Source organism: Klebsiella sp. CN_Kp106 (assembly GCF_040064575.1).
GTDB lineage: Bacteria > Pseudomonadota > Gammaproteobacteria > Enterobacterales > Enterobacteriaceae > Klebsiella > Klebsiella michiganensis.
The window spans coordinates 41,160-58,658 of record NZ_JBEAIG010000045.1 but is presented as its reverse complement, the minus strand read 5'-3'; the positions used below and the strand labels follow the sequence as shown (position 1 = coordinate 58,658).

21 protein-coding genes are annotated in these 17,499 nt (G+C 49.5%); 5 read left to right on the top strand and 16 right to left on the bottom strand.

The window, feature by feature from the left end:
* Positions 1 to 9: 9 nt before the first annotated feature.
* The 14 genes from ABLU96_RS12570 to ABLU96_RS12505 all read right to left on the bottom strand — a co-directional run bounded on the left by ABLU96_RS12570 (position 10) and on the right by ABLU96_RS12505 (position 8,598).
* Complete coding sequence (locus ABLU96_RS12570; protein WP_004850357.1) at positions 10 to 624, bottom strand: tail assembly protein; 615 nt, start codon at positions 622 to 624, stop codon at positions 10 to 12.
* Positions 625 to 791: 167 nt separating this feature from the next.
* Positions 792 to 1,526 (bottom strand): C40 family peptidase, encoded by a 735-nt coding sequence (locus ABLU96_RS12565; protein ID WP_004850353.1) that lies wholly within the window; start codon positions 1,524 to 1,526, stop codon positions 792 to 794.
* Between the two features lies 1 nt (position 1,527).
* Positions 1,528 to 2,280: a phage minor tail protein L gene (locus ABLU96_RS12560; protein ID WP_025107965.1), complete on the bottom strand. Its 753-nt coding sequence runs from the start codon at positions 2,278 to 2,280 to the stop codon at positions 1,528 to 1,530.
* On the bottom strand, positions 2,277 to 2,624 hold the full coding sequence (locus ABLU96_RS12555; protein WP_025107966.1) for a phage tail protein: 348 nt from the start codon (positions 2,622 to 2,624) through the stop codon (positions 2,277 to 2,279). Before ABLU96_RS12555 ends, ABLU96_RS12560 begins: the two co-directional genes overlap by 4 nt.
* Positions 2,625 to 2,646: 22 nt before the next feature.
* Positions 2,647 to 3,756, bottom strand: a complete 1,110-nt coding sequence (locus tag ABLU96_RS12550) for a phage tail tape measure protein (protein WP_064358487.1) — start codon at positions 3,754 to 3,756, stop codon at positions 2,647 to 2,649.
* Positions 3,757 to 3,840: 84 nt separating this feature from the next.
* Positions 3,841 to 4,086 (bottom strand): DUF1799 domain-containing protein, encoded by a 246-nt coding sequence (locus ABLU96_RS12545; RefSeq protein ID WP_048263674.1) that lies wholly within the window; start codon positions 4,084 to 4,086, stop codon positions 3,841 to 3,843.
* 62 nt (positions 4,087 to 4,148) lie between these two features.
* On the bottom strand, positions 4,149 to 4,460 hold the full coding sequence (locus tag ABLU96_RS12540; RefSeq protein ID WP_004850345.1) for a phage tail assembly chaperone: 312 nt from the start codon (positions 4,458 to 4,460) through the stop codon (positions 4,149 to 4,151).
* A gap of 72 nt (positions 4,461 to 4,532) precedes the next feature.
* Entirely contained in the window at positions 4,533 to 5,195 is a 663-nt protein-coding gene (locus ABLU96_RS12535) for a phage tail protein (protein ID WP_014229127.1), read from the bottom strand.
* Positions 5,196 to 5,314: 119 nt separating this feature from the next.
* Positions 5,315 to 5,734 (bottom strand): hypothetical protein, encoded by a 420-nt coding sequence (locus tag ABLU96_RS12530; protein WP_064406332.1) that lies wholly within the window; start codon positions 5,732 to 5,734, stop codon positions 5,315 to 5,317.
* Between the two features lie 55 nt (positions 5,735 to 5,789).
* Complete coding sequence (locus ABLU96_RS12525; protein WP_004850338.1) at positions 5,790 to 6,332, bottom strand: glycosyl hydrolase 108 family protein; 543 nt, start codon at positions 6,330 to 6,332, stop codon at positions 5,790 to 5,792.
* A gap of 7 nt (positions 6,333 to 6,339) precedes the next feature.
* Positions 6,340 to 6,612, bottom strand: coding sequence for a phage holin family protein (locus ABLU96_RS12520; RefSeq protein ID WP_032749344.1), 273 nt, complete (start codon positions 6,610 to 6,612; stop codon positions 6,340 to 6,342).
* A complete protein-coding gene (locus tag ABLU96_RS12515; protein ID WP_025107970.1) occupies positions 6,602 to 6,994 on the bottom strand; it encodes a phage holin family protein in 393 nt (130 codons plus the stop codon). The genes ABLU96_RS12520 and ABLU96_RS12515 overlap by 11 nt, the downstream gene beginning before the upstream one ends.
* A 76-nt stretch (positions 6,995 to 7,070) precedes the next feature.
* On the bottom strand, positions 7,071 to 7,433 hold the full coding sequence (locus ABLU96_RS12510; RefSeq protein WP_014229124.1) for a hypothetical protein: 363 nt from the start codon (positions 7,431 to 7,433) through the stop codon (positions 7,071 to 7,073).
* 463 nt (positions 7,434 to 7,896) lie between these two features.
* Complete coding sequence (locus tag ABLU96_RS12505) at positions 7,897 to 8,598, bottom strand: S24 family peptidase (protein ID WP_046877232.1); 702 nt, start codon at positions 8,596 to 8,598, stop codon at positions 7,897 to 7,899.
* Between the two features lie 481 nt (positions 8,599 to 9,079).
* Between ABLU96_RS12505 and nifJ the strand changes: the two genes are divergently transcribed.
* The 5 genes from nifJ to ABLU96_RS12480 all read left to right on the top strand — a co-directional run bounded on the left by nifJ (position 9,080) and on the right by ABLU96_RS12480 (position 15,433).
* Positions 9,080 to 12,607 carry a pyruvate:ferredoxin (flavodoxin) oxidoreductase gene (gene nifJ / locus ABLU96_RS12500; RefSeq protein WP_064406366.1) on the top strand — a complete coding sequence of 1,176 codons (3,528 nt, stop codon included), beginning with the start codon at positions 9,080 to 9,082 and terminating at the stop codon, positions 12,605 to 12,607.
* Between the two features lie 357 nt (positions 12,608 to 12,964).
* Entirely contained in the window at positions 12,965 to 14,071 is a 1,107-nt protein-coding gene (gene ompC, locus ABLU96_RS12495) for a porin OmpC (RefSeq protein WP_025107973.1), read from the top strand.
* A 153-nt stretch (positions 14,072 to 14,224) separates the two neighbouring features.
* Positions 14,225 to 14,437 carry a KTSC domain-containing protein gene (locus tag ABLU96_RS12490; protein WP_025107974.1) on the top strand — a complete coding sequence of 71 codons (213 nt, stop codon included), beginning with the start codon at positions 14,225 to 14,227 and terminating at the stop codon, positions 14,435 to 14,437.
* Positions 14,438 to 14,519: 82 nt separating this feature from the next.
* Positions 14,520 to 14,954 (top strand): universal stress protein UspF, encoded by a 435-nt coding sequence (gene uspF / locus ABLU96_RS12485; protein WP_025107975.1) that lies wholly within the window; start codon positions 14,520 to 14,522, stop codon positions 14,952 to 14,954.
* A gap of 188 nt (positions 14,955 to 15,142) precedes the next feature.
* Positions 15,143 to 15,433, top strand: coding sequence for a Bor family protein (locus tag ABLU96_RS12480; protein WP_014229121.1), 291 nt, complete (start codon positions 15,143 to 15,145; stop codon positions 15,431 to 15,433).
* Positions 15,434 to 15,832: 399 nt separating this feature from the next.
* On the opposite strand, the gene ABLU96_RS12475 is transcribed toward ABLU96_RS12480, so the two are convergent.
* Positions 15,833 to 16,771 (bottom strand): omptin family outer membrane protease, encoded by a 939-nt coding sequence (locus ABLU96_RS12475; RefSeq protein WP_025107976.1) that lies wholly within the window; start codon positions 16,769 to 16,771, stop codon positions 15,833 to 15,835.
* A gap of 264 nt (positions 16,772 to 17,035) precedes the next feature.
* Complete coding sequence (locus tag ABLU96_RS12470) at positions 17,036 to 17,380, bottom strand: hypothetical protein (protein WP_129896955.1); 345 nt, start codon at positions 17,378 to 17,380, stop codon at positions 17,036 to 17,038.
* Between the last annotated feature and the right edge of the window lie 119 nt (positions 17,381 to 17,499).

The following is a 17,499-nucleotide window of genomic DNA, read 5'->3' as shown; positions in this document are numbered from 1 at the left end:
CCGGATATTTTACTGCTGGTCTTCTACATAAATTCCCGCTGAAATAATTGCCCCGCCGATAAGCCGCTTGCCGTATAACAACGGTACCGGATATCCCTGAGCGGTGGTGTTCGTGACCCCGCCAAATGCGTAGGAGGCTTTATTTTCAGGAGATTGTTGACTGGCTAAACCTGGAACCTGAGGAGAAAGCATCTGAAGAACACCACCAAGTACCATTGAGGCCCCCAGCATTGCGGCACTTCCCCACCCGGAGCCGGCAGCAATCGCGGCGAATATCCCTCCAGTGCCCATAGTGGCGATTGAAGCGACCGCGATCAATGCAACACCTAATATCGTCTGTAGCACGCCAGCTTTTTTACTACCAATAACGACAGGAACAATTCGTATTACTTTATCGTTGATGGGGAAAGGAATATCATCCTCGCTAATGTTTTTCTTTCCTTTAAAAACAGCATAGGTTAATCCCATAGCTTTGCTGTTGTTCATGAATTTTTCAAATCCATTGATAGTACAACATAAAGCCCTTATCGCTTCAGATGCCGTTGCCACCATCCGACAATGAGATTTGCCAAATTTCTTACCAAGAATACCGCCCAACTCTATTCTGACCATATGTTCTTGCATAAATACTCCATCTGCAGCAGACATTATGAATAAATCATAAGCATCTATTCCGCCATTGATAATATCGTACGCTGAGTTGACTCGAGAGCAAGTCCAGCCCTCTGATGTTGAATCACATTCACTTGCTAACGCATTTCATATCGGGTGATTTAAAATCCCAACGTCTTTCAGATTTTTTCATTAGTCAACGCATTATCATTAATATGATAGCGCAAAACTTTCACCGTTCTTTCCTGCCAGTATCCCCCATACGGCACTCGCTGGCTTAAATGACCATACAGGTGATGCAGCAGCATATTTCCCTCAAGGAGAATACCCGCATGATTCCACTTATTTGCCTGTACCTGCATGATAATCATATCTCCCGGCTGCGGCGGGCCATCAAACTCGCGAAAGCCACATTCATACCAACAATCATGATAAAAGTTATCAGGGTAGCCATCTTCCCACCACGGATAATCCACACGATAATCCGTCAACTCAACATTATGCTGCTGGCGAAAATAGCTCATTACCAGTCCCCAGCAATCATAATGGCCAAGCACGAACGGACGTTCCAGCAGCGGCAATTCTCCTCGCGGATAAATGGTACGAAAATCGCCTTCCGGCCAGCTGAAAATATGCCAGGGTAACAACATCGCGTCACACTGAGCCTTATCCAACTCGCTTGGCTGGGTCGTCGCGTCGGGGTGACTGTGGACGATCCCCGTTACGGTGCCCCAATCCTCTACCCGTGCATAATCCTCCGGCGCAAGAACAAAATGCTCCTGTGGGGCATCGGCAATATTACGACAGGGGAAATAGCGCTCTACCCGCCCCCTTTGGGCAATCGCACCGCAGCATTCTCGAGGATATTGCTCCTGAGCATGCACCTGAATAGCCCTGATAACTTTCTGGCGCATGTTAGCTCCGAATTAAAGATGTGCCGGGAAAACCACCAAAAGGCAGCTCATTGTCTTCGCCAAAGCGTAATTTACAGGCCGACAAAGTGCCGTTACAAACATCCAGCGCCGGATCGGTAACAGGTGTATTATTGTTATCAAAATATCGCTGACCTGTATAATCACAACCATCGCCGCTGCGGTATTTATTCCTGATACACCAGGTACAGATAGAATGCAGCTGACGCGTTGGGATCATTATTCCTTGCAAATCCATTGGACTGGCAAGAGTGAACTCAATCGCTTCATTGGTCTCCTCACTTTTGGCATCAATAAAGAAGACTTTTCGTTTTTCCTGCGTGGGGTCGGCTCTCGCATTACCTTCAGGGAAATTACGTGCGTCGAGATATTTTGCCAGCGTATCGTGAATGGTGACTTTCGCCTGAACCAGGTCATCGTAATACAAGCACAGCGCGGTAATCGAAGCATCAATATTTGCCACCTTCAGCGATGGTTGCGCGTCCCGACCGCTGGTAGAGGATTCAATCCCGTCAATAATACAAGGCCATGGCATATATTCATTGCCCTGCCACCAAATGGATTTTGCAGGCAAACGCGTTTCGTCCCCTCCAGCAGCCTGGATTTCAGCTTCGCTATGGGCGATACTGTGCCCGTGGAAATATAAGACATCATCCATGCCAAAGACGCTGCCATCAATTTCCAGTAAACGTATTTCACTCCCGGGTTCAAGTTTTTGATAATCAGCTGTAATCATGGTGCATATGCCTGGTTAAATGTGGCGGTTACCGTCATTATCTGACTCGATAATGGCGAAAGTTTTAGTGAATCGGCGCTAACACGATAAAGCCCGGATTCCCCCGCAGGGGTATCCCAGATAAACGACTTCGTTACATGACGCCGCATAAATTCAAGCACGGCTAATATCTCTTCCTTTTCTCCGGTCAAGGTCACTGGCCAGCTTTGTTTTTCAAAATGTAGACCATCGCCGACGATCTGCTGATATCCGTCGCCAAAACGAGCCTCGCGAACGGTGAAATTAAAATCCCCCTGCAAACCCGCTTGTATTTGCGTTCGCCAGGTAAAGGTTTCTATTGCCATATCTTCTCCGGGAATCAAAAAATTAACGTGCGTGGTTTGCATTCCAGATAAGGCCACCAGGCCTCAATTCATTTGCCACGCCAGCGCGAACGGAACGGTCTATCGTCTGCTGCCAGGCGCGATTTAACGCGCCGTTATTGTCGGCCGCCTGCGGTTCTGAGCCCTGATTCTGAATAAGTACTGAGGTCTGAATGGTCAGTGGCCCTGCGCCTGAAGAACCCAGTCCCTGCATTGATGCCGTTCCCACATAGCCGCCGCCCGCATACCCCTGCGCACCGCGCATCATGGCGTAAAGGTTGCCAATCCCTATCGCCGAGGTCGCCTCTTTGGTAAAAACAAATTCGCCGCCATGAACAATCCCTCTCGGCTCATATTTACCCCCGTCTCCGGTATAGCCTCCATCGGAGTGGCCCGTGAAAACTTTCCCGATGGATGCTACCCAGCCAATGCCGGAATTCGACATCGCGTTAAAGGAAGCCTGCATGGCTTTTACCAACAATAATTGGCTAAGCATCTTCAGCGTCCCTTTCAGAAAGGTCATCAGGAAATCACTAAAATTCGCCTTTCCTGTGGTTATATATTCCACCAGCGAGTTTCCCATTGAGCTGAAGGCGTCTTTAGCTAAATCCTTAAGCTTGCCATGAACGTTTTCTCCATCCTTAAGGAATTTATCCCACGCCTCTTTGGCTCCTGCCATTAAACCGCCGAGCCAATCGCTCTTCCCCCCTTTTTCCGTATCATCGTCAGAACGCTCTTCCATATTTGCGCCTGGGCGAAAAACTTTTGGCGTATTACCCAGTTCTTCTTTTGGAGGGCTACCTATTCCTGCCAGTGAATCCCAGTAACTTTTAGAGCCTGACGTTATATTGTAGGTCTCATCCTCAGATTTCTTTACCATATCCTGAAGTATGGGTCCCATTCTGGCTGGAGGAAGGGGTAACGTCTGTATTAACCTTTTCAGGCCATCCGTATGCTTTTTCTGGATATCTGTTGCAGCACGAAAAGTCTTATTAAACTCTTCACTTTTACGGCTGGCGACAGTTACTTTCTGTTGATATTTATCCAGAAGCTGATTGCTTTTTTCCAGTTCACTGTTATTCATGCGCAGTGTTATTGTTGTATCACCCGCCATTGATTATCTCCTGAAAGAATAAACCAACTACTTATCTGGTTTACATTGATTAATAATGTGAACATACTTCTGCTAAAACCCAGGCTAGTTCTGTAGTTTATTCAGGATATTCAAGGCCACCCGTTCCATTACCTGAATATCGTTTATTGCGGTTACCTCATCAGCTATATCATAAACCCTCATGAGCCATGCGAGGACACTGTAGTCCAGACCGATAACCCCTCCTGGACTGGTGCGCCACTGCGTGCTGGCCGTGCGAAAGACCACAAACGCAGGCCAGATATCGGGCCAGACGTTGATGACAATATCGTCATAGTCTTCGGCTGTCAGACCGAATGCGCTTAGCTCATCCGCTGATGGTTCAGGCGTATAGAATGCAGAGGCAACCGCAATCAGTTTTTTTCGCGATTTCCCGTCAGCTCCTGATAATAAGTAGCCATTATTGCTTTAACGGCCCCCGGATAGTTATCTACCAGCACGCCCATATTTTCTCGCGTACAGGGTTCAGATAATGCCCAGCCGTCGACGATCTCCAGTAAGAAATCACAGACCGTTTTTTCGTCAATATCTTCTAGCTCTGCCAGTTCTTTTATTGGCCGATGCTTAAACGTAAAATTCAGCACTCCGTCTTCTTCACCGGCACGAGGAATAGCAACATCAGCTTTAAAAACAGGGTTAGGTTGTAATTTGAAAATAGCGCTCATAAATACCCTTAAAAAAGGCTCCCGCAGGAGCCCAGTTGAATTTAATTTATGTTCCACAGATAAGGAGAACGATTAATCTTCCGATTTATAGAAAGTAATATCCCGAGAGTGAATGGAAAACGCGACTTGTACAGTTTCAACGCTATTCACCGCGGTCACTGGTTGCGGATCAAATGACGGAACGCCGGACCAATAGCGATACTCCTTCGCATTAGGCACAAACATGCGTAGCGGTAACACCTGGCCGTAGCGATCCGCCATGCCCAATACTTTATAGATCGGTAAAGAAGCATCATGCGCTAAGGTAAAGGTTTGGCTTTTAGCCGCCTTAAAGGTGCCAATATTACGCTGGCGATCGTCTGCCAGAAACTGTACCTGTGCATACTGCTGTTCACCACCCGACTGCGCGACTTCCGTAATCTGTGGAATCTCAGTCCACTCCGTGATTTTCTGTAATTTCCCGCCACCGGCATGAGCCGGGAAAAAATTCCGGTCGCTGGAGTTAATGACCGAAATGGTTACGCTATTTGTTGTTTGTGCGGTGATTCTGGCAACTAAACCATCGATTACACCCCAACCCGAAGAAATCAGCACGACATCATCAACCTTAAGGTTATGATTTTCAGCAACGGTAAATACCGCACCTTCAGCATTGGAAACCGTACTCACAGATACGGGAGAACCAAGACCGGAACCAACAAAAACGGTTGAGCCATTAGGCAGAGCAAAACCCATAATAATATCTCCATTATTGATATTTAAATATTTGAATGCATTTTATCAATGCGAATAGCTTGTTTAATTATGACTTATTGTTGCGCCATAGTGATTACGCTTTAACACCACATCACTTTTCAGGAATTTGTGTGACTGCCGTTCTGTAATACGCTATCAGGGATACGTTTTGCGACCGGCTCATTTTCAAAAATTTTCATACCATACTGGCCGATCCAGGTTGCATTTTGGTTAACATTACTCAAAATAAAATCCATAACTTCAATCATTAACTCTTCAATGAGAGCCGCAGAATTATCACGCCACCAGGTTTCAATAGCGGCGAGAAGAGAGTCGGAGCCATTAGCAATAAACTGCTCGCCAACACTATAACGTTTCGCTTTATTTTCATCAGTAATACAGTGCAACTTACTGATTTGTAAAATTTCCGCTGATGGCCCCATGGTTTGAACGGTGAGCGTTGCGACTTTATTACCAGTTTCCTCAGCAATGGCAGATGAGTAAAACATTGAGAGGGTTAAATCATTAGATGTATACATATTCACTTTCTCCAGATTTCAGTTACTGAACGAATTAGATTAATAAAACAGAAAATTACATAGCTATCCGAGCCCTTAACCAACCATATATAAATGATTTATTAGCCTCACTTTTTTCTGCTAACTCCAGATAATACTGCCCCTGGCTACAGTTTAATGCCCGTAGCAGTACAAGCTCCCCTTCACTGCCTCTTCGAATAACATAATGGCTCAAGGCATTTAAGGTCCTGGGGCCAATAACACCATCGGTTATAAGATCCGGATAAAGTACCCCACGATGATTAAAAGCGTTTAACCAGCGTTGAAGCCACTTACCCGGCAGAACAGGCCCCATATTGACCCCGGCGTCACACAGTTTTTCAGCGATCGCGGTAGATATTTCAGCAACATGATCGAACCGGGGCGCAATCCAGTAGTCAGCGTTGAGAATATCCAGCGCCTGTTGGCGCGTCAGTTTTTGCATATCGCCATCATAACCATGAGCCCGTGCGGTGACTTGAGTAATCCCCCAGTTTGTCGGACCTCCTTTATCATCAGGATGATTTACATAACCGCCCTCCTTTTCCAGAATGGCATTAAAAATCTCATCTTTATTCATTTATTCCTCATTTATCGATTAAATGCGCAATATTCCCCCTCACCAGGAACACGGCAATAAAGACAAAAAAATTCACGGTAACAACCAACCAGTGGGTCGACGTATACAAGCCGAAGAGATAACGAAACGGTATGCTGGCATAGGTGATTACCAGTAAATAAGCCGTATACGATATCCATGGTCGATACCTTCTGTACCGGGCGCGCCGATAAAACATTAAGGTTAGGGTGATCAAAGCGCAGAGAACGGCATTAAGCAGCGCGGGAAGTTCATTTCCCATTCGGGCGCCCACTATTGTTGCGGGTTAGTATTTTGTAGAGGTCGGTTAGTTCTTGATTATTCAGGAACGTAAGTATCTTAATAATCAGCGCGGATATCAGCACGGCGCCTAACGCGTCTAAAGGTCGTTCATTGTATCCGGTCCAGATAGCCAGCTTCGTACCAATTAACCCGGAACCCAAAACGCCGACAATAAAAGAAGTCATAAAATAGGCGACGAGTCTAAAGCGCGTGATATTAACCGCCGTCGCTACATAAAATACCGCGCCAGCAAAAGCCCCAAAAACAACGCCATAATCAATACCTGTCACCAGGCCAAACATACCAGCGCCCATTAATCCACCAGCAACAATTATCGACGTACCGGAAACAGGATCGGACATATACCCTCCCTTCTTTCACTATGAGTTATGATGGTAAATAACGAAGCGCAGGGTCATTTTTCCTGGCACTAAGGCGTTACCTCGCCGTTACTTTCTTTCTTTTTTGCAAACCAAGCGCATAAATTGCCCTCTGGAAGAGCCAGGTTCCTGGCTGCGCATACTGGTGTGCAAATTCTTGCTGATAAATGATGGTCGCTCGCTCAATTTGCCGTTTATATTCCTCGCGCTGCCAAAAAATATCCTGTGCCACAAATTTAATCGGCAATGCGTCCTCAATACGTTCAGGCGTATGGTGCTTCCCTTTTGCCTGAATCTGAGCGCGGGACGGAGTGGGCCGATGGATAAGATCTGAACTGAGCGTTTGCGGATTTTGTAAGTGGGAGCGCTGCGCGCGACGTCGGCCCGCAGCGGAGCCATTAAACGCGGTTTTACGGGACATTGCGGTCTCCTTTAATGGGCTTTGGCGGAATGCCTTCGGCAATCGGATCCTTGCCAATGGCTTCACCCCAAAGCGCACTGCGCCATGGCGCTGGCTTTTCAGCCACGTAGATTCAGTTATGAATCGTTGTATTTCATCATCCGGATAGTGCTGCCTATCAAGCTGATGACAGAAGAATACCTCAGGGTTATTTAAAAATAAATACCCATAGGTATACTTTATGACAAAAACACATTAACCAATTGAAAATATTGAAAATATTTTTGAAAAAAAAGTGGTATGCCGCGTAAAAACAGCTGAAAAGGTCCGAGGCGGGTAGTGTTGAACAGCGGGTCACAGGATTGGGGGGTGAGAAGCCGCAGGTATGCCCGGCGTACAGGTGGCATACCCGGGTAATGCTTATGGCTGAGCTCAGGGTTTATGACAGAAACAGGATGGCGAAGCTGCGCGGCAATGAACGCCTTTAAACAAAGCGTTTAACGCTGTGGCTATAAATCACGCGACCAATGATCTTCAGATACTGTTCATGGCTTTCGCCAATCGTCCAGTCCGCATATTTGCTGTTATCCGAGTGAACGAGCAGCCCATCCGCCGTGAACTGAAGACGTTTCACCAGCACCGCGCCTTTAAAAGAAAAGACATAAATGCCGTCACCTTCAAAGTAGTCTTTCGAGACATCGACAAAAATGTAGTCACCGGTCTCAATGGTGCCGGACATGCTATCGCCGGAGACCGTGATCACCTTGATATGCTCTGCGGGCCGGTTACCAAAAAGCCGCAGCGCGCCGGCAGAGTCATAGGTGATGCTATTCACCGTTTCATCAACCTCACTGGAGACAATGCAGCCCGGCCCTGCGCTGGCCTGGGCATCCAGAACCTCAATGACATATGGCATCTGCGGCGAATCCTCTACCGGTTCTCGCTCGATATCAATATTACCGGTGATACCGTCCATCCATCCACGGGGCAGATTGAACGAAGATTCAATAAGTTCGACCATCTCGTCAGCTATCCTTTTCTTTTGCTTTTTGCCTTCGGGGTAGAGCATCCTTGAGACGTAAGAAGGCTCCCGTCCAAGGGTTCGGGCCACATCAACAGCCTTACCGCCGCATAAATTATCACGGATATAGAGCAAGCGCTGTCGTCTGATTTCGTATTTATCCATCGCAATGATTCTAACGCCATTTACCATCAGGTATCTAAAATATAGCAAAACTCGAATAAATTACCTACAGGTAATTAAGACAGTGTTGTCGGTCAGGAGGCTTTGACTGGCGAAATTCGCCACACTGCTACTTATGGAAAAATGACGCCACTGATTTTGGTGTAGGGTGTCGTTCATACGTAGGCACCTATGTAATACCTTGAATTAATTTATCTGAACTATGGATTTTGTCGCTACTGGAGATCAAAAAATCATGTTCCTCTGGGGTCTATACTTAAACAGTGATTCACAAACCCGGTCACCCTGCCCGTAGCGATGCAGGTAACGCAACCCCGTTACCAGGCAGGTGAGATACGAACTTATCCGCTACCGGTGGAATCGCGCCGATAGCGGTTTCGCAGAAGAGCTCAGCGAGTGCTCAGCGTGTATCAATGGGCATAAAAACTTTTTTTATCAAAAATTTAGCAATGTGAGTATTGATATGATCACTATCGACGGTAATGGCGCGGTTGCTTCAGTCGCGTTTCGCACCAGTGAAGTTATCGCCATCTACCCGATCACGCCCAGCTCCACGATGGCGGAGCAGGCGGACGCCTGGGCGGGCAACGGGCTGAAAAACGTCTGGGGCGATGTCCCCCGCGTCGTCGAAATGCAGTCGGAAGCCGGGGCAATCGGCACCGTACACGGCGCGCTGCAAACCGGCGCCCTCTCGACCTCTTTTACTTCATCGCAGGGTTTACTGCTGATGATCCCGACGCTGTACAAACTGGCCGGCCAGCTGATGCCGTTTGTTCTGCACGTCGCCGCCCGCACCGTGGCAACCCACGCGCTCTCCATATTCGGCGATCACTCGGACGTCATGGCCGTGCGTCAGACCGGCTGCGCGATGCTCTGCGCCAGCAGCGTCCAGGAAGCCCAGGACTTTGCGCTGATTTCGCATATCGCCACGCTGCAAAGCCGGGTGCCATTTATTCATTTCTTTGATGGTTTCCGCACCTCGCACGAAATCAACAAAATCGCCCCGCTGGCGGACGATACCCTTCTCAGCCTGCTGCCGCAGGATAAAATCGATGAACATCGCCAGCGCGCCCTGAACCCCGAACATCCGGTAATCCGCGGCACCTCAGCGAATCCGGATACCTACTTCCAGTCACGTGAAGCAACTAACCCGTGGTACGACGCGGTTTACGCGCACGTTGAAACGGCGATGAACGATTTTGCCGCCGCCACCGGGCGTCAGTACAAACCGTTTGAGTTCTACGGCCATCCACAAGCCGAGCGCGTTATCGTGATTATGGGCTCCGCAATCGGCACCTGTGAGGAAGTGGTTGATGAACTGCTGAGCCGCGGTGAAAAAGTCGGTGTACTGAAAGTTCGTCTTTACCGCCCCTTCTCCGCAGCCCACCTGCTGGAAGCGCTGCCGGTAAGCGCCCGCGCCGTAGCGGTGCTTGACCGCACCAAGGAACCGGGCGCCCAGGCTGAGCCGCTGTATCTCGACGTGATGACCGCGCTGGCGGAAGCCTTCAACCGCGGCGAGCGAGAAACCCTGCCGCGTACCATTGGCGGCCGCTACGGTCTCTCTTCAAAAGAGTTCGGGCCGGAGTGCGTCCTGGCGATATTCAACGAACTGAGCGCCGCTAAACCCAAGCCGCGCTTTACCGTCGGCATCTACGATGACGTCACCAATCTTTCGCTGCCGCTGGTAGAAAACACGCTGCCGTCGGAGGCGAAGCTGGAAGCCCTGTTTTACGGGCTCGGCAGCGACGGTAGCGTCTCGGCCACCAAAAACAATATCAAGATTATCGGTAACTCGACGCCGTGGTTCTCGCAGGGCTATTTCGTCTATGATTCGAAAAAGGCTGGCGGCCTGACGGTTTCCCATCTGCGCGTTAGCGAGAAGCCGATTCGTTCTTCCTATCTGATTTCACAGGCGGATTTCGTCGGCTGCCACCAGCTGCAGTTTATCGACAAGTATCAGATGGTTGAACGCCTGAAGCCCGGCGGTATTTTCCTGCTCAACACGCCTTACGGCGCCGAAGAGGTCTGGTCGCGTCTGCCGCAGGAAGTCCAGGCTACGCTGAATCAGAAAAAAGCGCGGTTTTATATCGTTAACGCGGCAAAAATCGCCCGCGAGTGTAGCCTTGGAGCGCGTATCAACACCGTCATGCAGATGGCCTTTTTCCATCTGACGCAGATCCTGCCGGGCGATAGCGCGCTGTCGGAGCTGCAGGGGGCGATTGCTAAAAGCTACAGCAGCAAAGGTCAGGAGCTGGTCGAACGCAACTGGCAGGCGCTGGCCCTGGCCCGCGAGTCGCTGGCGGAAGTGCCGCTGCAGCAGGTCGACGCCAACAGCCCGAACCGCCCGCCGGTCGTCTCCGACGCCGCGCCGGATTTCGTCAAAACCGTGACCGCCGCCATGCTGGCCGGGCTCGGCGATGCGCTTCCGGTCTCCGCCCTGCCGCCGGACGGTACCTGGCCGATGGGCACCACCCGCTGGGAAAAACGCAATATCGCCGAAGAGATCCCTATCTGGAAGGAAGAACTTTGCACCCAGTGTAACCACTGCGTGGCCGCCTGCCCGCACTCGGCAATCCGCGCGAAAGTGGTCTCCCCGGACGCGATGGAAAATGCCCCGGCCAGCCTGCATTCTCTGGACGTTAAATCCCGCGATATGCGCGGCCAGAAGTACGTTCTGCAGGTCGCGCCTGAAGATTGCACCGGCTGTAATCTCTGCGTCGAGGTTTGTCCGGCCAAAGACAGGCAGAACCCGGAAATCAAGGCCATCAATATGATGTCGCGCCTTGAACATGTTGAAGAAGAGAAAGTGAATTATGACTACTTCCTCAATCTGCCGGAAATGGACCGCAGCAAGCTGGAGCGTATCGATATCCGCACCTCGCAGCTGATCAGCCCGCTGTTCGAATACTCCGGCGCCTGCTCCGGCTGCGGCGAAACGCCGTATATCAAGCTGCTGACTCAGCTCTACGGCGACCGGATGCTGATTGCCAACGCCACCGGTTGTTCATCGATTTACGGCGGCAACCTGCCTTCCACGCCCTACACCACCGATGCCAACGGCCGCGGCCCGGCGTGGGCTAACTCGCTGTTCGAGGATAATGCCGAGTTTGGTCTCGGTTTCCGCCTCACCGTCGATCAGCACCGTCAGCGCGTAATGCGTCTGCTGTCGCAGTTCGCCGATAAACTTCCGCCCGCGCTTAACGACGCGCTGCACGCGGAAGCAACGCCTGAAGTACGCCGCGAACAGGTGGCCGAGCTGCGTAAGGTTCTGGCAAATGAAGCCGACGCGAAAGAGCTGCTAACCGACGCCGACGCGCTGGTCGAGAAATCGATCTGGCTAATCGGTGGCGATGGCTGGGCCTACGATATCGGCTTCGGCGGTCTTGACCACGTGCTGAGCCTGACCGAAAACGTCAATATTCTGGTGCTCGATACCCAATGCTATTCCAACACCGGCGGCCAGGCATCAAAAGCCACCCCGCTGGGGGCGGTCACCAAGTTTGGCGAACACGGTAAGCGCAAGGCGCGCAAAGACCTCGGCGTCAGCATGATGATGTACGGCCACGTTTACGTCGCGCAGATTTCCCTTGGCGCGCAGCTGAACCAGACGGTAAAAGCGATTCAGGAAGCGGAAGCGTATCCGGGCCCGTCGCTGATTATTGCCTACAGCCCTTGCGAAGAACACGGTTACGATCTGGCGCTGAGCCACGATCAGATGCGTCAGCTGACCGCGACCGGATTCTGGCCGCTGTATCGCTTTGACCCACGTCGCGCCGATGAAGGTAAACTTCCGCTGGCGCTGGACTCCCGTCCGCCGTCAGACGCGCTGGCAGAAACGCTCCTGAACGAGCAGCGCTTCCGCCGCCTTAACGCGCAGCAGCCGGAAGTCGCGGAACAGCTGTGGAAGGATGCGACGGCGGATTTACAAAAACGCTATGACTTCCTTGCCCAGCTGGCCGGTAAGGTGGAAAAACCGGCAACCGAAAGCTAATTTACTGACGCTTTTTTAGCCACCCATAAAAAAAGCCCGAATATTCATTCGGGCTTGTCATTTTACCGCTCAATAAAAACCATTCTCAGGAACGGAGGGCAACATAAATTCTTAGATGACAATAAAAGGCATATAACGGGCGGATAATACGATATTAAAATCACCGTGTATAATTTTTATTTTGTATGTATTTCACAAAATCATTCATTATAATTATCACCATTTCAGTTGAATTATTTATTTTAGATTTTACTCATATCGTAACAATTGATATTTACCATATCTTAATTTGCTCATTTAGCATGAGTTCACTTCCCAGGAGGAAGCTAAAACAAAAACCGTTAAAGGATTGTCTAAATGAAAAGAAAAGTACTGGCCCTCGTTATCCCGGCATTGTTAGCTGCTGGCGCTGCTCACTCTGCTGAGATTTATAATAAAGACGGAAATAAACTGGACCTCTATGGCAAGGTAGATGGTCTGCATTATTTCTCCGATGATTCATCTAAAGATGGCGATCAATCCTACGTCCGTCTTGGCTTCAAAGGCGAAACTCAGATTAACGATCAGCTGACCGGCTACGGTCAGTGGGAATATAACGTTCAGGCGAACAACACCGAAGGCGCCGACAACCAGTCCTGGACCCGTCTGGCGTTTGCGGGTCTAAAATTCGCTAACTACGGTTCATTCGACTATGGCCGTAACTACGGCGTACTGTACGACGTAGAAGGCTGGACCGATATGCTGCCAGAGTTCGGCGGCGACTCCTACACCCAGGCCGATAACTTTATGACCGGCCGCGCTAACGGCGTAGCGACCTACCGTAACAATGACTTCTTCGGTCTGGTTAACGGCCTGAACTTCGCCCTGCAGTATCAGGGTAAAAATGAAAACGCAGGCAGCGGCGAAGGCACCAACAACGGCGATCGCAGCGTACGTAACGCCAACGGCGACGGTTTTGGTCTGTCAACTTCTTATGATTTCGGTATGGGTATCAGCGCTGCCGCCGCCTACACCTCTTCTGACCGTACCAACGATCAGATGACCCAAACTACCGCACAGGGCGATAAAGCGGAAGCCTGGACTACCGGCCTGAAATACGATGCCAACAATATTTACCTGGCAACCATGTATTCCGAAACCCGCAACATGACGCCATACGGTAACGGCAACGGCGTCGCCAATAAAACCCAGAACTTTGAAGTAACTGCGCAGTATCAGTTCGACTTTGGTCTGCGTCCGGCGGTCTCTTTCCTGATGTCTAAAGGTAAAGATTTGAGCAAAACCGATGGTGACAAAGATCTGGTTAAATATGCTGACATTGGTGCGACTTATTACTTCAACCGTAATATGTCCACCTACGTTGATTACAAAATCAACCTGCTGGACGAAGACGATAGCTTCTATTCCAACAACGGCATCTCTACCGATGACGTGGTTGCTTTAGGCCTGGTTTACCAGTTCTAATCAGCGGGCCCGCTGGCAACGGCGGGCTTTCTCTTCCCCTCCCGGCCATCGACTGCATTCAAAGCAAAACAATATATCAATTGCTTTAAAATAATCGACCGATGAATGTTATATTGCTACCAGGAACCGCCGTAGCCGTAGAGGACGCCCGCCATGTACCATCATCCCGTGAAATCATCCCGTATCCATTCCATCGCCTACGATGAGTCCTCCGGTATTCTTGAAATTCGTTTTCGCGATAACAAAACCCTACAGTATCTCGGCGTCCCGCCGCGCATTTTCCGCGACTTTCTCCAGGTGGTTTCTAAAGGCCGTTTTTACGACGGCGTGATCAAAGGAAAATTTACTGAACGCCGCCGTGCCTGATGGCGAAAGTGTGATTGCGCTCAATGTACAATAATCAACTGGATGGCCTACACTTTAAGTGGTTACTTAAACAGGAGGTTTTATGAACAGAATGATTCTTGTGCCCATCGATATTTCCGATACAGAATTAACCGATCGCGTTATCAAGCATGTTGAAGCTGAAGCCAGAATCGATGATGCCGAGGTGCATTTCCTGACCGTCATTCCCTCCCTTCCCTATTACGCTTCGCTGGGAATGGCTTACACCGCAGAGCTGCCGGCGATGGATGACCTCAAAGCCGAATCGGAATCGCGGCTGAAAGAGATTGTGAAAAAGTTTACTATTCCCGAAGACCGTATCCATTTTCACGTTTCGGAAGGCTCGCCAAAAGATAAAATCCTTGCTATGGCGAAGTCTCTCCCCGCGGATCTGGTGATTATCTCTTCGCACCGTCCCGATATCACCACCTATCTGCTGGGCTCTAACGCCGCCGCCGTTGTCCGCCATGCGGAATGTTCGGTGCTGGTCGTGCGGTAAACCTACTCTGCCCGCCGCTGTGCGGGCTTTTTTTCCGCAATCTGAGCACTGGGCCGTACCCGCAGCATCGCAGATAGGGGAATCATTTACCTGGTACTATAAAAATTAGTACGTTGTGTCTTTTTCATTTTGCTGTATAAAACCTTTGCCCGAACATGGGTATGTTTTACAACAATTATAGGGATGAAATGAAAAAGTTAATTATGGTAGTTTTCGCCGCAGCCGCTATTTCTGGTTGCGCCCAGCAGAGCTTCTCGGTAAATCCTGGCGTCACCGTTCAACCTCAGCAGGTCACCACTCACCACTTCTTTGTCAGCGGCATTGGCCAGTCGAAGCAAATTGATGCTGCCAAAGTCTGCGGCGGCGCCGACAAAGTAGTCCGTACTGAAGTGCAGCAGACTTTTGTCAACGGCCTGCTGGGTTTTGTCACCCTGGGTATTTATACTCCGCGTGAAGCGCGCGTCTATTGCGCTAAATAATTGCCGGCGGCAGGCATCATCATTGCCTGCCCATTTCCCTTTCGGTTCAATTGCCTTCTCTTTGCCCGGACAAACTCATCTTTTCGCGCCCCTACCTGAAGGTTACCTGATGCATTCGTGAATCGTATCTTTGTTCGTGGCAGATTTTGCGCCACAGGTAGAGCATACGAGGAGATAAATGAAATGCCGGCACACGAGGATAAGCGCCTTGCATTTACCTTCGGTTTTTAGCAATTCCTGGGCGATCCCTTTGCGCTTGCCACAATCCATCCTCTGAAGCATTCGGGTGATATGGCCGTGGATAATGGAGTGCCCTCAGAGCGGGAGACACTCCATACTGATTATCGCGCGCTCCGGGATTAGCGAGTTTTGCTTGCTATATCCACGGGCGGTAATGATTTAGAATCGATATTGAAGTCCGGCTGTGATGGTATAGTTTTTATTTGCAATGCCGGCAGCATCTCCTCCAATTGAAGCTGATTCACCGCTATAGGTATCAATAATCTGAGTGCCTCCCTTACCCTCTTCATATTTACTATAGGTGAATTCAGTAAAAACCTTGGCATGAGGCGTGATGTAATACCCGGCATCAACCGATGTACCATAATAACGCGAATTAGTTGATTTCTCGCGAAAGGTCAACTCACGCATATAGTGTTCGTCGTTATCATGAGCTCTGACCCAATCACTGAATTTAAACAAGGCATTAAACTCAAAGTCATTGATACGATATTGACCCGCGAGACCGATATAGGGCATGGAGAATCTCTGGCTGTATCCTATCCCACGCTCACCGGTCGGAAAATTGCCAGTCGTCGCACCGTTATCATAATTGTAAGAACCTCCGGTAGCCGTCCAGCTGAAACGCGTTTCCTGATAACCCGCAATTACGCCCGCTTTATAATTGTCGTCCTGGAAAAGCCAGCCCTGCACGCTGAGATCGTATTCATTGGCATAATTGACATTGGTGCTGGGATGAGATGAATGATCTGTCCAACCGGACTGGTTATCGTTCATCCAGTCATAGTCATCCATATGTCCTGAACCTGAAGCCAACGACGTCCAGCCGCGGGCGGTCAGCGTCAAAAAGGAGTAGGCATCCCATGAGATATCACCTTTCACAATGGCGACATTCTTTATTTTCCAGTCAAGTTGACTGACCTTTCGCCCCGTATCCGCGTCATAAACTCTCTCCTGTGATTTCCCACTCAGCATCCCTGCAGACGTCGATACAGTAAAACTTTCCGCAGAAAAATTTGGGCTTAACTGCATTGACTCGGCATAAGCTGATCCTGAAAGAGTCGCTATCATCATTACTGCAACGGTACTTTTTTTCATTTTTATTCCCATAATCAAAGTTAATCCATAAGTTGCAGTGAAAGTTTAAATCTCATAAAAATATCAGGCAACTGTCAATTTTTGTAATTGCCTTATTCATAATCCGAGAAATACGAATGTGGGCTGGATAAGCGCTTCGTTTTGCAAGGAAAAACCCCATTGAGCAGGCACATATTCAGATTATTATCAGGAAAAAATCTAACTGCTCTGGCGTTGTAGGGAATCAGTGTGCATCAGGTTATTTTTACTCAAACTTTACCGCTGTTATTCACCTGCGCCAAATACCTTCGCTGTGTAATTATCAGGATGCAAATAATTATATCGCGATCCTGGCGGATTATGGCAAAAGCAGGAACAAGGCCCCTGCTTTAAAAAAAGCGAGGTACCTTGCCAACGCTTTTTGATTATCGCGAACAATAAATTCTCGCACCCTTTTACCAGATACACTCCATCACCGGGCGTGTGACGCTGGCGAGCCTGAAAACGACGTTTGTCTTTCTGCCCGGAGGGGGGATTGAGGCCAAAACTCGCCGCACTATCGTTAGCAGATGGAAAGCCGCCGTAAAACGCGCTGGCATTCGTCGTCGGAATCCGTACCATACGCGACATACTTTTGCCTGCTGGCTGCTGTAAGCCGGTGCTAACCATTGTTAACCAGATGGGGCATGAAAACGCAATAAATGGTGTTCAAAGTCGACAGTACAGGGATGGATGAAATGAACGGCGAT

Excerpts from the sequence above, each read along its gene's own strand:
- ABLU96_RS12530 (WP_064406332.1), bottom strand. The coding sequence starts at position 5,734 with ATGTATACATCTAATGATTTAACCCTCTCAATGTTTTACTCATCTGCC.
- ABLU96_RS12520 (WP_032749344.1), bottom strand. The coding sequence starts at position 6,612 with ATGGGAAATGAACTTCCCGCGCTGCTTAATGCCGTTCTCTGCGCTTTG.
- ABLU96_RS12570 (WP_004850357.1), bottom strand. The coding sequence starts at position 624 with ATGCAAGAACATATGGTCAGAATAGAGTTGGGCGGTATTCTTGGTAAG.
- ABLU96_RS12535 (WP_014229127.1), bottom strand. The coding sequence starts at position 5,195 with ATGGGTTTTGCTCTGCCTAATGGCTCAACCGTTTTTGTTGGTTCCGGT.
- ABLU96_RS12560 (WP_025107965.1), bottom strand. The coding sequence starts at position 2,280 with ATGATTACAGCTGATTATCAAAAACTTGAACCCGGGAGTGAAATACGT.
- nifJ (WP_064406366.1), top strand. The coding sequence starts at position 9,080 with ATGATCACTATCGACGGTAATGGCGCGGTTGCTTCAGTCGCGTTTCGC.
- uspF (WP_025107975.1), top strand. The coding sequence starts at position 14,520 with ATGAACAGAATGATTCTTGTGCCCATCGATATTTCCGATACAGAATTA.
- ABLU96_RS12470 (WP_129896955.1), bottom strand. The coding sequence starts at position 17,380 with ATGTCGCGTATGGTACGGATTCCGACGACGAATGCCAGCGCGTTTTAC.
- ABLU96_RS12565 (WP_004850353.1), bottom strand. The coding sequence starts at position 1,526 with ATGCGCCAGAAAGTTATCAGGGCTATTCAGGTGCATGCTCAGGAGCAA.
- ABLU96_RS12505 (WP_046877232.1), bottom strand. The coding sequence starts at position 8,598 with ATGGATAAATACGAAATCAGACGACAGCGCTTGCTCTATATCCGTGAT.
- ABLU96_RS12550 (WP_064358487.1), bottom strand. The coding sequence starts at position 3,756 with ATGGCGGGTGATACAACAATAACACTGCGCATGAATAACAGTGAACTG.
- ABLU96_RS12490 (WP_025107974.1), top strand. The coding sequence starts at position 14,225 with ATGTACCATCATCCCGTGAAATCATCCCGTATCCATTCCATCGCCTAC.
- ABLU96_RS12480 (WP_014229121.1), top strand. The coding sequence starts at position 15,143 with ATGAAAAAGTTAATTATGGTAGTTTTCGCCGCAGCCGCTATTTCTGGT.
- ABLU96_RS12555 (WP_025107966.1), bottom strand. The coding sequence starts at position 2,624 with ATGGCAATAGAAACCTTTACCTGGCGAACGCAAATACAAGCGGGTTTG.
- ompC (WP_025107973.1), top strand. The coding sequence starts at position 12,965 with ATGAAAAGAAAAGTACTGGCCCTCGTTATCCCGGCATTGTTAGCTGCT.
- ABLU96_RS12525 (WP_004850338.1), bottom strand. The coding sequence starts at position 6,332 with ATGAATAAAGATGAGATTTTTAATGCCATTCTGGAAAAGGAGGGCGGT.
- ABLU96_RS12510 (WP_014229124.1), bottom strand. The coding sequence starts at position 7,433 with ATGTCCCGTAAAACCGCGTTTAATGGCTCCGCTGCGGGCCGACGTCGC.
- ABLU96_RS12540 (WP_004850345.1), bottom strand. The coding sequence starts at position 4,460 with ATGAGCGCTATTTTCAAATTACAACCTAACCCTGTTTTTAAAGCTGAT.
- ABLU96_RS12475 (WP_025107976.1), bottom strand. The coding sequence starts at position 16,771 with ATGAAAAAAAGTACCGTTGCAGTAATGATGATAGCGACTCTTTCAGGA.
- ABLU96_RS12515 (WP_025107970.1), bottom strand. The coding sequence starts at position 6,994 with ATGTCCGATCCTGTTTCCGGTACGTCGATAATTGTTGCTGGTGGATTA.